Consider the following 12,254-nt stretch of genomic DNA (forward strand, 5'->3'; position numbering starts at 1 on the left):
CGACATGACCTATCGCCTGATCCTGCTCCGCCACGGCCACAGCGACTGGAACGCCAAGAATCTCTTCACCGGCTGGGTCGACGTCGACCTGAACGCCCAGGGTGTCGAGGAGGCCCAGCGCGGCGGTGAGCTGATCCGTGACCGCGACCTGCTGCCCGACGTACTGCACACCTCGGTGCTGCGCCGGGCGATCCGTACCGCGAACATCGCCCTCGAGGTGGCCGACCGCCAGTGGATCGACGTACGCCGGTCCTGGCGGCTGAACGAGCGGCACTACGGCGGCCTGCAGGGCAAGGACAAGAAGCAGACCCTGGAGGAGCTCGGCGAGGAGCAGTTCATGCTGTTCCGCCGTTCCTACGACACCCCGCCGCCGGCGATCGAGCGCGGCTCGGAGTTCGACCAGGCCGGTGACCCGCGGTACGCCGGGCTGCCGTCGGAGCTGCTGCCCGCGACCGAGTGCCTGAAGGACGTCGTCGAGCGGATGCTCCCGTACTGGTACGACGCGATCGTGCCGGACCTGCGGGCGAACAAGACCGTCCTGGTCACCGCCCACGGCAACAGCCTGCGCGCGCTGGTCAAGCACCTCGACAACCTGGACGAGCAGACCATCGTCGGCCTGAACATCCCGACCGGCATCCCGCTCTACTACGAGCTCGACGAGGACTTCCACCCCGTCACCCCGGGCGGCGAGTACCTCGACCCCACCGCCGCCAAGGAAGCCATCGAAGCCGTCAAGAACCAGGGCCGCTGAGCTCCTCGAGGTCGAGCGAGCGGAGGTAGTCGCGCCGGTCCCGCAGTTGCGGATTCTGGGCGACTACCTCCGGACTGCCTTCGAGCAGCTCAAGCTCGGACCGCTGCAGATGCTTCAGGTGCTGGTCCACGGCGTCGAGATGCGCACGCAGCTCGGCACCGCTCAGCGCTGACACGTCGGTGTTGACCAGGCGGTCGGTCAGAGATTCGTCCACGCCCCGGAAGCTACCGGAACGAAACCAGCCCTCGGCAACCAGGTGGTTGCCGAGGGCTGAGTGGTTCTTCGGAGTTCAGTTGCCGTTCGGGTTCGGGGTGGAGGCGCCGGCGCCGGAGCCGGCGGCGGTGCCGCCGATGGCTACCGGGAGTTCGCCGGTGACCAGGTAGACGACGCGGCGGGCCATCGCGACCGCGTGGTCGGAGATGCGCTCGTAGTACCGGCTCAGCAGGGCCATGTCGACGGCAACCTCGACGCCGTGCGGCCAGCTGTCGTCCATCATCAGGCGGAACTGGTTGGTCCGCAGCTTGTCCATCTCGTCGTCGCTGGCCTCGAGCCTGCCGGCCGCCTCGACGTCGCGGGAGGAGATCACGTCACCGGCGGCGTCGACCATCTTGCCGGCGACCGAGCCCATCTCCTCGATCACGTCGTGCAGCTCGGCCGGGATCGCCGGGGCCGGGTAGCGCATCCGGGCGATCTTCGACACGTGCGAGGCAAGGTCGCCCATCCGCTCCAGGTCGGCGACCATCCGCAGCGCGGCGACCAGCATCCGAAGCTCGTTGGCGACCGGCGACTGCCGGGCCATCAGCTCGAAGACCTTCTCCTCCACGCCCTCACCGGCGGCATCGAGCTGGATGTCGGCCGCGATGACCTCTTCGGCCATCCGGATGTCCGCCTCCAGCAGGGCCGACGTCGACCGGCGTACGGCGGTGGACACCGTCCGCGTCATCCGTTCCAGCTCGGCGAGAATGTCGTCGAGCTGCTCGTGGTAGGTGTCACGCATTGTGTTCGAATCCGATCTGTGGTGTCCGATGCCGCCGTGGACGGGGACGAGGGCACAGCTCAGGTACCCGCCCACCGGTGACCGTATGCCGTCGAGGTTGCCGGACGGCGACGAGTGGTGAACGACCGATGAACAGTTAGGACGTCCCCCGGTCATCCGGTGATCATTCGGTCTTTCCCTCCTGGTTGCCCGCGTAGCATCGATGCCGTGGACCCCACGCTGGCTGCGGTGCTGGGCGGCGTCATCGGCGCGGCCCTGGCCCTGCTTTCGCTCGGCGCGATGATGCTTTCCGAGCGGGCCCAGCGCAAGATCCCGGAGTCCCCGGACCCGATCGTGCCCAACGGCGTCGCCACCGTTCTCTCGGTACTGCGGTCCTCCGCGGTCGTGATGGGTCCGGAAGATCAGGTGCTGCAGGCAAGCGCTCCGGCGCACGTGCTCGGCATCGTCCGGGGCGAGCGACTGGTGGTCGACGACATCCTGACTATGGTCCGCCAGGTCCGGCGGGACGGCGAGATCCGCCAGCAGGACCTGGAGATCGTCCGGGGCCGGCTCGGCGCGACGCAGTACGTCAGCGCCCGGGTGGCGCCGCTGGGCAGCCAACTGGTGCTGGTCCTGGTCGAGGACCGGACCCGGGAGCGCCGGCTGGACGCGATCCGGCGGGACTTCACCGTCAACGTCAGCCACGAACTGAAGACCCCGGTCGGCGCGCTGATCCTGCTCGCCGACGCGGTCTCGGAAGCCTCCGACGACCCGGAGGCAGTGCAGCGGTTCTCGGACCGGATGCGGATCGAGGCCTCCCGGCTGAGCCGGCTGGTCAAGGAGATCATCGAGCTGTCCCGGCTGCAGGGTGACGACCCGCTGGAGAACCCCGGCCCGGTCGACATCAACGGCATCATCGAGACCGCGGTGGACCGCTGCCGGATCGATGCCGAGGACCGCGACATCAAGATCGTGGTGAAGACCGAGCCCGAGCTCGAGGTGATGGGCAGCGAGGACCAACTCGCGATGGCCATCGGCAACCTGGTCGAGAACGCGATCAACTACAGCCCGGACGGCACCCGGGTCGCGGTCGCCGCGCACCCGATCGGCGACCTGGTCGAGCTGACCGTCTCCGACCAGGGCGTCGGCATCCCGAGCAGCGACCTGGAACGCGTCTTCGAGCGGTTCTACCGGGTCGACCGGGCCCGCAGCCGGGAGACCGGCGGCACCGGACTCGGGCTCTCGATCGTCAAGCACATCGCCTCCATCCACGGTGGCGACGTACGGGTCTGGAGTGTCGAGGGCCAAGGCTCGACCTTCACCGTGAGACTCCCGCTGCGGCTCGAACCCGCGCCGGGTCAGACCGACTCCGCCAGCCAGGAGGAGGCGGCCGTAAACCTGACGCCTACCCCGTCAGGTCAGATCGCAAAGGAGACAGCTTCGTGACCCGAGTGCTGGTCGTCGAAGACGAAGAGAGCTACAGCGACGCGCTGTCGTACGTACTGCGTAAGGAAGGCTTCGAGGTCGCCGTCGCGGAGACCGGGCCGGACGCGCTGGACGAGTACGACCGCGCCGGTGCGGACATCGTCCTGCTCGACCTGATGCTGCCGGGTCTGTCCGGCACGGAGGTCTGCCGGGCGCTCCGCAGCCGGGGCAACGTCCCGGTGATCATCGTCAGCGCCAAGGACACCGAGGTCGACAAGGTCGTCGGGCTCGAGCTCGGCGCGGACGACTACGTGACCAAGCCCTACAGTCCGCGTGAGCTGCTGGCCCGGGTTCGCGCCGTACTGCGGCGTGGCCAGGACGTCGAGCTGCTGCCGGACACCCTCGAGGCCGGCCCGGTCCGGATGGACGTCGAGCGGCACGTGGTGACGGTGGGCGGGACCGAGATCCGGCTTCCGCTGAAGGAGTTCGAGCTGCTCGAGATGCTGCTGCGGAACACCGGCCGGGTGCTCACCCGCGGACAGCTGATCGACCGGATCTGGGGCGCCGACTATGTGGGTGACACCAAGACCCTGGACGTTCACGTCAAGCGGTTGCGGTCCAAGCTGGAGAAGGACCCGTCGAACCCGGCGCATCTGGTGACAGTGCGCGGTCTGGGCTACAAGTTCGAGTCCTGAGTCACACCCCCACGGGTCGCGAGGTCTGTGGGGTTAGCTTAGGCTCTCCTTAGTTGAGGCAATCTTTTCTGAGGAGAGTTCACCATGTCCTGGTCCCGTCCCCGCAAGATCGGTGCGGCTCTCGCCGCCGTACTGGTCGCGACCACGCTGGCCGCCTGCGGCAGCGACGGCGACAAGCAGGCCGACACCTCGGCCGGTACGGCGTCCTCCGGGTTCCCGGTCACGCTGAAGAACACGTTCGGCGATACCACCATCACCAAGAGGCCGGAGCGGATCGTCACGCTCGGCTGGAACGCCCAGGACGTGGTCTACGCCCTCGGCGAGACCCCGGTCGGGATGCCGAAGGTCACCTACGGCCCGACCGCCGACGGCGTCACCGCGTGGGACGCGGCCAAGTTCGACAAGTCGAAGACGACGTTGCTCGACACCGGGGACAAGTACCCGTTCGAGAAGATCGCGGCGCTGAAGCCGGACGTCATTCTCGCGCCGTACGAGGGGTTCGACGAGGCGACGTACAAGACGCTGAGCGGGATCGCACCGACCGTCGCGTACCCAGGGGCGCCGTGGCAGACCACCTGGCAGGACCAGACCCTGCTGGTCGGTGAGGCGCTCGGCAAGAAGGCCGACGCGGAGAAGCTGATCACCGGCATCCAGGACAAAATCAAGCAGGTCGCCAGCGAGCACCCGGAGTTCAAGGACAAGACGATCACGGTCGGCTCGTTCGGCGCGGACAACTACGTCTACATGCCCGGCGACCCGCGGGTGCAGATCCTGAACGAGATGGGCTTCAAGAACGCGCCGGGCGTCGAGGCGCTGGAGAAGACCAATACCAAGAAGGAGTTCTCGCTCGCGATCAGCAAGGAGAAGGTCGCGGACGTCGACGCCGACGTACTGATCGCGTACGTCGACGGGATCGGGACCCAGAAGTTCCTGGCCGACCCGGTCTACTCGTCGCTGAAGGCGGTCAAGAGCGGCGGCGTGTACGCGCTGCAGGACCAGCAGGTGATCTCCGGGATGAGCGCGGTCAGCGTGCTGAGCGTCCCGTGGGTCCTGGACCAGGTGCTCCCCGGCCTGTCAAAGGCCGCGTCAGCCAGCAAGAGCTGAGCTTGCCGGCGAGCCTCGGCCACAGGCTCGCCGTACCAAGAAGAACGGGCCGTCCCGCGCCGGGGCGGCCCGTTCTGCTGTTTGCTACTGGGCTGCCGGCGAAGGGGAGTAGTGGTCGTCGGTGAGGACCGGGATGTAGGTCGAGACCGGGGCCGCGTTGCCGAAGGTGATGGTCACGTTGACCATCTGGCCCGGCTTCGCGCCGGTGACGATGATCGCCGGGCCGGCGTCCTCGCCACCCGGGTTCAAGGCCGACGGGGTGTCGGTCGCAGCCGCGGTCGGGGTCGTGCTCGGCGTCTGCGGCGTGGCGCTCGGCGTCGGGCTCGTGGTGGCGCCGGCCTCGGCGATCGGCGGTGAGTCGGTGCCCGGCAGCCGGAGCGCCGTGTGCGGCTCCAGCTCCACCGGCTGGGTCAGCCCGGCGAACTTGACGTCGGTCGGCTGGTCAGCGCCCGCCTGCCCGTCCTGCGTGCCGGCCGGCGCCTGCTCGATGCTGACCAGGGTGTCCGCGTCGTCGCCGTCGTTGACGATCACGCTGTGCAGTTCACCCTTGCCCTCGGCATCGGCCAGCACCAGCATGTTGCGGACCTTGAGCTGGCCGGACTCGATGTTCGTGCCCTCGGCGGCCTGGTACGGCTGCAGGGTCGGCGCATTGAAGCTCGCGCTGCACGCCGCCAGCGCGATACTGAGGGTGGCGGCGGCACCCGCCAGCGCGGTGCGCCGGGCGAACCGCGAGGACAACGTGATCGGCACTGGAATCCCTCTCGTGCAAGCTTTTTCGAGACTGTTTCCGACAGTTTTCTGACACCGTGACGCAGCCGCCTCCGGCGCCCCACAGCGTAGCCTTCGGGCCGCCCGGCCTCGACGGCGGGCTGCTCCGCGACGGTCCCGAAGTACTCTGGAAGCGTCCCTGATCGGGGGCGGAAGGCAACGGTGCGCGCGCGTACGACGCATGCAAAAGAGCGTTTGTCAAGGCGGGAAGTGGCCCCTGACCAGCGCAAACGTCCCGACCGGACCACCCGGCGCGTGGTAGGATAGATCTCGGAAAGGGGCACGTGACATATGACTTTCACAGTCGGCGAGACGGTTGTTTACCCCAATCACGGTGCGGCCGTCATCGAGGACATCGAGACCCGTCAGATCAAAGGTGAGGACAAGACCTATCTGGTCTTGAGGATCGTCGCTCAGAACGACCTGGTCGTCCGGGTCCCCGCGTGCAACCTCGATCTGGTCGGCGTGCGTGACGTCGTGGATCAGGCTGGCCTGGAGCGCGTCTTCGACGTGCTGCGTGCACCGCACACGGAGGAGCCGACCAACTGGTCGCGACGTTACAAGGCGAACCTGGAGAAGCTGCACTCCGGTGACGTGCTGAAGGTGGCAGAGGTCGTCCGCGACCTGTGGCGCCGTGAGCGTGACCGCGGTCTGTCCGCCGGTGAGAAGCGGATGCTGGCGAAGGCTCGCCAGATTCTCGTCTCCGAGCTGGCCCTGGCCGAGCACACCAACGAGGACAAGGCGGAAGCCATCCTCGACGAGGTTCTCGCTTCCTAGCTGATTCCCCATGAGTAGCGCGGTCGTGATACCCGCGGCCGGGCTGGGGCTGCGGCTGGGCGGAGAAACCCCGAAGGCATTTCGAGAGGTCGGTGGCGATTCGCTGCTGGTCCACGCGGTGCGTGGACTGAAGGCAGCGACCGCCGCCGACCTCAGCTGTTTCGTGGTCGCCGTACCTGCGGGTGCGGAGGAAGCGGTCGGCAAAGAGCTCGAGCCGTACGTCGGCGACGCGAGACTGCTCGTGGTCGCGGGCGGTGCGGAGCGGCCTGATTCGGTCCGGGCTGCGCTGGATGTGGTCCCGGTCGACGGGATCGACTGCATCCTGGTCCATGACGCGGCCCGGGCGTTCGTTCCGGCCGACGTGATCGAGCGAGTGGTCGCGGCGGTGCGAGCCGGCGCGCAAGCCGTCGTACCTGTGGTGCCGGTGACGGACACTATCAAGCGGATCGGGCCTAACGGCGAGGTCGTCGACACACCTGATCGTTCGACCCTGGTCGCCGTTCAGACGCCGCAGGGGTTCGCTCCTGAGGTGCTGCGTCGTGCGCACGCCGCCGGCGCTGCCATCGGCGTGACGGACGACGCGATGATGTGTGAGCGGCTCGGCGTGACCGTGCAGACGGTCGAGGGTTCGCCGGACGCGTTCAAGGTGACCCGTCCGCAGGACCTGTTGCTGGCGGAGGCTCTGCTGGCTGAGAGGCGGCTCCGGTGAAGATCCCACGGGTCGGCAACGGTGTCGACGTACATCCGTTGGAGGACGGCCGCCCGATGTGGCTGGCCGGCCTGCACTGGCCGGATGAGCCTGCTGGTCTGTCAGGTCATTCGGACGGCGACGCGGCCGCACACGCCATCTGTACGTCGTTGCTCACGGCAGCGAAGCTTGGTGACCTCGGATCGAACTTCGGGACCGCCGAGCCCGAGTGGGCCGGTGCCGCCGGGGTGGCCCTGGTTGCCGAGGCTGCGCGCCGGGTGCGGGCTGCCGGCTTCGAGATCGGCAATGTGACGGTCCAGATCGTCTGCAACCGGCCGCGGATCGGCGTACGCCGCGAGGAGGCCGAGAAGGTTCTCTCCGCTGCCTGCGACGCCGACGTTTCGGTGAGCGCGGCAACGACCGACGGCCTGGGCTTCCCGGGCCGCGGCGAAGGCATCGTCGCGATCGCCACTGCCCTCATCTACTGACTGGCTCGGTCGAGAACCTCGCCGTCCGCGGATCCAGTTCGTCGCCCATGACCTGGGTGAGCAGGCCGTACAGCTCCGGCCGGCGTCCACGCAGCCAGCGGCGACCGGTTGCCAACGGCACCAGGTCCAGGTCCAGGTCCGCGGTCACCACTGCCTCGGCCGGGACCGGAGTCTCGGCGACGATGCGCCCGTACGGGTCGAGGATCATCGCGTTCCCGGTCCGGAGCTCGTCGTCGTCCCGCCCGACCCCGTTGCTGAACAGCACGAACATCCCGTTGTCGTGCGCCCGCGCCGGCAGCCACCGCAGCAACCACTCCCGCCCGCTCGGCCCGTTGAACGCGGCCTCGATCGCCGCACGGTCCCCGCTCTCCCAGATCTCGAGCGGAATCGGCTTCATTCCGTGCGGGCTGCGCGAGTTCGTCCCGCCGGTCTGGTGTGGCGCGATCAGGACGGTTGCTCCGAGCAACGCGGTGATCCGGACGTTCTCGACCAGGTTGTTGTCATAGCAGATCAGCACGCCGGCCCGGAATCCCCAGGGAGTGTCGAAGACCGTGTACGACGATCCGCTCGCGATCGCTTCGTGTTCGAACGCATGCAGCTTGCGATGGACGTGGACCTCGCCGTTCGGCAGGCAGACGGCGTACGAGTTGAACAACTTGCCGTCAGCATCTTCCAGGAAGCCGACTCCGAGGCCGGCGTCGAGTTCTTTGGCCAGGGCAACGACCTGGCTGACCAGCGGTCCGTCGGCCGGCTCGGCCAGTTCGCGCAACCGCTCGGCGGTGTGGCGGCGGAGGTGCCAGTAGCCGAGCAGGCATTGCTCCGGGAACACGACTAGCCGCGCTCCGTCTGCGACCGCCTCACGGGCGAGCCGTTCGACGGTGGCGAGGTTGGCGACGGGCTGGTCGGGGACCGGCTCGAACTGGACGACGGCGGCGCGGAAGGCTGTCATGGCACCATCGAAACGCCACGGGATCCATCACGTCCAATAGCTATTGAGTGCTATTCCATATCCTGGGGTTATGGATCTTCGGCTGCTTCGGGCGTTCGTGACGGTGGCCAGGCTGCGGAACTTCGGAGCGGCGGCGGAGGAGCTGTCGACCAGTCAGCCTGCGCTGACCAAACAGATCCAGGTGCTGGAGCGCCGGGTCGGTTCGGTGCTGTTCAGCCGCGGTCGGCACGGTGCCCGGCTGACCCCGGCCGGGGAGCTGTTGCTTCCTGACGCTCTGGAGTTGCTCGAGCGGTCGGAGGCCTTTGAGCGACGGGCTGTCCAGGTGGCGTCCGGGTCCGAGGGATCGTTGGCGATCGGGTTCGGGCTGTCCGGGATCGAGCTGGCGCCGCGGGCGGTGGCGTTGTTCCGGAGTCGGTGGCCGGGAGTGACGATCTCGCTCGAGGACATGTCGTCGACGGTGCAGTTCGAGCGGTTGCTGGCCGGCAGTCTGCAGGTCGGGTTCGTCCGGCTGCCGGTGCCGGCCGGGCTCGAACACCTTCGGTTGCGACGGGATCGGCTCACCCTCGCGGTCCCGGCCGAGCAGGCGCTGCCTCGCGATCTGATCGGCTGGATCGACTCGCGGCCGCTGATCCGGCTCACCCCGGCGCGCGGGCCCGGGCTGACGGCGCAGATCAACAACCTGTACGCCGAACTCGGTTGCCACCCGCAAGTACTTCAAGAGGCAGGTGATCTGCAGACGGTGTTGGCGCTGACCGCGGCCGGGGCCGGGCCTTCCGTCGTACCGCAATCGGCCGAGCGGATCGCGCCGCCCGAGGTCCGGTTGGTCCCGCTGCCGGGTCGCGCAGCGTCCTGGTGGACCGGAGCCGCCTGGGCGACCAGGACCCCGCTCACCGAACGCTTCGTGAAAGTCGCCGGCGAGGTAGCCCGGCAGGGCGGGGTGTGAGGGCACCCCGCCCTGGTCTGGTTACTTGGTGGACTCGGCCGGCTTGCTTGGCTGGACGCCCGGCTTGGGCGCGGCGCCGGGCTTACCGGAGGCCGGCTTTCCGGGCTTGGCCGGCGGCGTGCAGCCGGCGATCGGCCCAGGCTTGGCACCTGTCGGCGGCTTCGCGCCCGTCGGGGGCTTGGCGTCCGTCGGCGGTTTCGCACCGGCCGGCGGCTTGGCGCCGGTGGGGGGCTTGGCGCCCTTTGGTGGGGTTGGGAGCTTTCCGGTCGGCGGGACTGGGGGCTTGCCGGTCTTCGCGTCCTTCGGCGGGGCCGGCGGTTTGCCTGTGGGCTGGCCCTTCGGCGGGGTAGGAAGCTTGCAGTTTGCTGGCAGTTTCCCGTTCGGTGCGGTCGCTTTCGAGCTGGCGCTTGCGCTCGGGCTCGCCGTGGTGAGCGCGACCCGCTGGGCGACCTGCGTCGCCGTACCGGTATCCGATGCGAACGCGGCCGCCGCACCGCCGCCGACGAGCGCGGCCGCGGCCAGTGAGGCCAGGACGATCTTGGTCTTCATAGCTTCCTTTCGATGGGTTCGAACGACCGCAACCCTGCCGAAGGCTTGCTGAAGCCAAGCTGAAGTCTGAAATGCCCTTCAGGTACTGCGAGTAATACTCGCTGCATGCGCCTGCTGATGGTGGAAGACGAGAGACGGCTGGCGGGCGCCCTTGCCCGCGGGCTGACCGCGGAGGGCTTCGCGGTCGACGTCGCCCACGACGGCGCCGAAGGACTGTGCCGCGCCACCAGTGCGCCGTACGACCTGATCCTGCTCGACGTGAATCTGCCCGGCCTGAACGGATACCGCCTGGTCAGCGAGCTGCGGGCCGGCGGCCACGAGACGCCCGTCCTGATGCTGACCGCCAAGGACGGCGAGTACGACGAAGCCGAAGGACTCGACGCCGGCGCCGACGACTATTTGACCAAACCGTTCTCGTACCTGGTCCTGCTGGCCCGCATCCGCGCCCTCCTCCGCCGCGGCGCACGCACCGCCACTCCGGTCCTCCGCGTCGGCGACCTGAGCATGGACCGCGGCGCCCGCCGCGTCGTCCAAGCCGGCCGGCGCATCGACCTGACCACCAAGGAGTACGCCGTACTCGAGCAACTCGTGGTCCGGCCCGGCGACGTGGTGTCGAAGGCCGAGATCCTCGACCACGTGTGGGATCTGGCGTATGACGGCGATCCGAACATCGTCGAGGTGTACGTCAGCACCCTGCGGCGCAAGCTCGGCGCGGCGGCGATCGAGACCGTCCGCGGGGCCGGCTACCGGTTGGTGGACGATGCGTAGATTCTTCGCCAGCGTCCCGGTCCGGGCAGCTCTCGGCGCCACCCTCGTAGTCGCGATTGCGTTGGTGGTGACCGGCGTCGCCTTGCTCAATCTGTTGCGGCATGACCTTGCGGACAAGGCGAATGCAGAGGCGGCGGCCGCTGCGTACCGCGCGGCGTGGGCGCTGCAGGCCGGCGTGGATCCGAGCGAGGTCGCCAAATCCGACGTACCGGTGCAGATCGAGGACGACGCCGGCCGAGTAGTTGCCGCCAGCAAGAATGTTCACCAGGTGCCCGGTCCGCCGCCGTCGAAGGCCAACGGTCTCCGGCCCGCGCCGGCGCCACCGCCAGGCAGCAAGCCGCCGGCCGCGAAGAACGCGGAGTTCGTCGAGGACGTGCGGCCGCAGGCAGGCCCACCTCCGCCACCGCCGGAGTATCGATGGGCGGCGATGGCAACCAGTGCGGTCAACGGCAAGCCGGTCGTGGTGTACGTCGCGGCGAAGCTCGACACCGAGCGGAGTGCGATCACGACCGTGCGCTGGGGCATGATGATCGGCCTTCCGCCCCTGCTATTGCTGGTGTTCGGGATGATCTGGCTGGTCGCCCGGCGAGCCCTCAAACCGGTCGAGGCGATCCGGCAGGAGATGGCGTCGATCACCGCGAGCACCGACCTGGCCCGGCGCGTCCCGGTGCCGGCGTCGCACGACGAGATCGGCCGGTTGGCGCGGACCACGAACCAGACCCTGACCGCGCTGCAGGAGTCCGTCGGCCGGCAGCGCCGGTTCGTCGCGGACGCCTCACACGAGCTGCGGAACCCGATCGCTTCCTTGCGCACCCAACTCGAGGTCGGCGCGCAGTACCCGGCCCTCCTCGACCTCGACGGCGCGGTCAACGACACCGTCCGGCTGCAGGAGTTGGCTGCTGACCTCCTCCTGCTCGCGCGCCTCGACTCCGGCGAGTCCCCGCCCGGTGAGCCGGTTGACCTGTCCGGCCTGGTCCACGAGATGGCACCTGATGCCAGCGTCACAGGCGATGTATGGATCAGCGGATCGGAGAGTCAGCTCAGGCAGGTCGTGGACAACCTGCTCGACAACGCGCGCCGGCACGCGCGTTCCGCCATACAGGTCACGCTGACGGCGGACAACGAGAGGGCTGTGCTGGAGGTCGCCGACGACGGGTACGGCGTACCGGAGGGTGAGCGGGAGCGGATCTTCGAGCGGTTCGTCCGGCTAGACGACGCTCGGACCCGGGACGACGGCGGTGCAGGTCTCGGCCTTGCCATCGCCCGCGAGATCGCCGAACGCCACGGCGGCACTTTGACCGCGCACGACGGCGCCCTCTTCCGACTGACGCTGCCTAGGGACCGGAGCTGAAGCCCGGGTTCACGACGTGCCG

The 12,254-nt window shown here is 68.7% G+C and carries 15 protein-coding genes; 10 read left to right on the forward strand and 5 right to left on the reverse strand.

The annotated features are described in order from the left end of the window. Nucleotides 1-4 precede the first annotated feature (4 nt). The gene (locus EV650_RS28410; RefSeq protein ID WP_134122026.1) at nucleotides 5-751 is read left to right on the forward strand and encodes a phosphoglyceromutase; all 747 of its coding nucleotides are present in this window, start codon (nucleotides 5-7) and stop codon (nucleotides 749-751) included. Here the strand turns inward: EV650_RS28410 and EV650_RS28415 are convergent. Continuing rightward, the gene (locus tag EV650_RS28415; RefSeq protein WP_134122027.1) at nucleotides 732-965 is read right to left on the reverse strand and encodes a hypothetical protein; all 234 of its coding nucleotides are present in this window, start codon (nucleotides 963-965) and stop codon (nucleotides 732-734) included. The genes EV650_RS28410 and EV650_RS28415 overlap by 20 nt on opposite strands. 75 nt (nucleotides 966-1,040) lie before the next feature. Further along, nucleotides 1,041-1,748, reverse strand: a complete 708-nt coding sequence (phoU, locus tag EV650_RS28420) for a phosphate signaling complex protein PhoU (protein ID WP_134122028.1) — start codon at nucleotides 1,746-1,748, stop codon at nucleotides 1,041-1,043. 207 nt (nucleotides 1,749-1,955) lie between these two features. On the opposite strand from phoU, the gene EV650_RS28425 reads away from it, so the two are divergent. The 3 genes from EV650_RS28425 to EV650_RS28435 all read left to right on the forward strand — a co-directional run bounded on the left by EV650_RS28425 (nucleotide 1,956) and on the right by EV650_RS28435 (nucleotide 4,951). Next, nucleotides 1,956-3,173, forward strand: a complete 1,218-nt coding sequence (locus EV650_RS28425; RefSeq protein WP_134122029.1) for a sensor histidine kinase — start codon at nucleotides 1,956-1,958, stop codon at nucleotides 3,171-3,173. Next, nucleotides 3,170-3,847: a response regulator gene (locus tag EV650_RS28430; protein ID WP_134122030.1), complete on the forward strand. Its 678-nt coding sequence runs from the start codon at nucleotides 3,170-3,172 to the stop codon at nucleotides 3,845-3,847. Before EV650_RS28425 ends, EV650_RS28430 begins: the two co-directional genes overlap by 4 nt. Before the next feature lie 84 nt (nucleotides 3,848-3,931). Continuing rightward, nucleotides 3,932-4,951: an iron-siderophore ABC transporter substrate-binding protein gene (locus EV650_RS28435; RefSeq protein ID WP_134122031.1), complete on the forward strand. Its 1,020-nt coding sequence runs from the start codon at nucleotides 3,932-3,934 to the stop codon at nucleotides 4,949-4,951. A gap of 84 nt (nucleotides 4,952-5,035) precedes the next feature. Here the strand turns inward: EV650_RS28435 and EV650_RS28440 are convergent, their stop codons facing one another. Beyond that, nucleotides 5,036-5,701, reverse strand: coding sequence for a hypothetical protein (locus EV650_RS28440; protein ID WP_134122032.1), 666 nt, complete (start codon nucleotides 5,699-5,701; stop codon nucleotides 5,036-5,038). A gap of 309 nt (nucleotides 5,702-6,010) precedes the next feature. Here EV650_RS28440 and EV650_RS28445 point away from each other — a divergent pair, with 309 nt between their 5' ends. From EV650_RS28445 to EV650_RS28455, 3 genes are read left to right on the forward strand one after another with little or no spacing between them, the layout of a single operon-like run. Continuing rightward, complete coding sequence (locus tag EV650_RS28445; protein WP_130446326.1) at nucleotides 6,011-6,496, forward strand: CarD family transcriptional regulator; 486 nt, start codon at nucleotides 6,011-6,013, stop codon at nucleotides 6,494-6,496. Nucleotides 6,497-6,506: 10 nt separating this feature from the next. Beyond that, nucleotides 6,507-7,205: a 2-C-methyl-D-erythritol 4-phosphate cytidylyltransferase gene (gene ispD, locus EV650_RS28450; protein WP_134122033.1), complete on the forward strand. Its 699-nt coding sequence runs from the start codon at nucleotides 6,507-6,509 to the stop codon at nucleotides 7,203-7,205. Between the two features lie 56 nt (nucleotides 7,206-7,261). Further along, a complete protein-coding gene (locus EV650_RS28455; RefSeq protein WP_238174591.1) occupies nucleotides 7,262-7,672 on the forward strand; it encodes a 2-C-methyl-D-erythritol 2,4-cyclodiphosphate synthase in 411 nt (136 codons plus the stop codon). Here the strand turns inward: EV650_RS28455 and EV650_RS28460 are convergent. After that, on the reverse strand, nucleotides 7,662-8,621 hold the full coding sequence (locus EV650_RS28460) for a nitrilase family protein (RefSeq protein WP_134122035.1): 960 nt from the start codon (nucleotides 8,619-8,621) through the stop codon (nucleotides 7,662-7,664). The two genes, EV650_RS28455 and EV650_RS28460, sit on opposite strands and share 11 nt — an antisense overlap. Before the next feature lie 70 nt (nucleotides 8,622-8,691). Here EV650_RS28460 and EV650_RS28465 point away from each other — a divergent pair, with 70 nt between their 5' ends. Beyond that, the gene (locus tag EV650_RS28465; RefSeq protein WP_134122036.1) at nucleotides 8,692-9,564 is read left to right on the forward strand and encodes a LysR family transcriptional regulator; all 873 of its coding nucleotides are present in this window, start codon (nucleotides 8,692-8,694) and stop codon (nucleotides 9,562-9,564) included. Between the two features lie 21 nt (nucleotides 9,565-9,585). Here EV650_RS28465 and EV650_RS28470 read toward each other — a convergent pair whose 3' ends face one another. Continuing rightward, nucleotides 9,586-10,113, reverse strand: coding sequence for a hypothetical protein (locus EV650_RS28470; protein ID WP_134122037.1), 528 nt, complete (start codon nucleotides 10,111-10,113; stop codon nucleotides 9,586-9,588). A 105-nt stretch (nucleotides 10,114-10,218) separates the two neighbouring features. Between EV650_RS28470 and EV650_RS28475 the strand changes: the two genes are divergently transcribed. Further along, the gene (locus EV650_RS28475; protein WP_134122038.1) at nucleotides 10,219-10,881 is read left to right on the forward strand and encodes a response regulator transcription factor; all 663 of its coding nucleotides are present in this window, start codon (nucleotides 10,219-10,221) and stop codon (nucleotides 10,879-10,881) included. 565 nt (nucleotides 10,882-11,446) lie between these two features. Further along, the gene (locus EV650_RS41575; RefSeq protein ID WP_439648818.1) at nucleotides 11,447-12,232 is read left to right on the forward strand and encodes a HAMP domain-containing sensor histidine kinase; all 786 of its coding nucleotides are present in this window, start codon (nucleotides 11,447-11,449) and stop codon (nucleotides 12,230-12,232) included. The last annotated feature ends 22 nt before the right edge of the window (nucleotides 12,233-12,254 follow it).

It is taken from the genome of Kribbella kalugense, from assembly GCF_004365875.1.
In the GTDB taxonomy this organism is placed as follows: Bacteria; Actinomycetota; Actinomycetes; order Propionibacteriales; family Kribbellaceae; genus Kribbella; species Kribbella kalugense.

Coding starts and splice junctions, on each gene's coding strand:
- EV650_RS28410 (WP_134122026.1), top strand. CDS start 5: ATGACCTATCGCCTGATCCTGCTCCGCCACGGCCACAGCGACTGGAAC.
- phoU (WP_134122028.1), bottom strand. CDS start 1,748: ATGCGTGACACCTACCACGAGCAGCTCGACGACATTCTCGCCGAGCTG.
- EV650_RS28435 (WP_134122031.1), top strand. CDS start 3,932: ATGTCCTGGTCCCGTCCCCGCAAGATCGGTGCGGCTCTCGCCGCCGTA.
- EV650_RS28445 (WP_130446326.1), top strand. CDS start 6,011: ATGACTTTCACAGTCGGCGAGACGGTTGTTTACCCCAATCACGGTGCG.
- ispD (WP_134122033.1), top strand. CDS start 6,507: ATGAGTAGCGCGGTCGTGATACCCGCGGCCGGGCTGGGGCTGCGGCTG.
- EV650_RS28455 (WP_238174591.1), top strand. CDS start 7,262: ATGTGGCTGGCCGGCCTGCACTGGCCGGATGAGCCTGCTGGTCTGTCA.
- EV650_RS28460 (WP_134122035.1), bottom strand. CDS start 8,621: ATGACAGCCTTCCGCGCCGCCGTCGTCCAGTTCGAGCCGGTCCCCGAC.
- EV650_RS28465 (WP_134122036.1), top strand. CDS start 8,692: ATGGATCTTCGGCTGCTTCGGGCGTTCGTGACGGTGGCCAGGCTGCGG.
- EV650_RS28470 (WP_134122037.1), bottom strand. CDS start 10,113: ATGAAGACCAAGATCGTCCTGGCCTCACTGGCCGCGGCCGCGCTCGTC.
- EV650_RS28475 (WP_134122038.1), top strand. CDS start 10,219: ATGCGCCTGCTGATGGTGGAAGACGAGAGACGGCTGGCGGGCGCCCTT.
- EV650_RS41575 (WP_439648818.1), top strand. CDS start 11,447: ATGATCTGGCTGGTCGCCCGGCGAGCCCTCAAACCGGTCGAGGCGATC.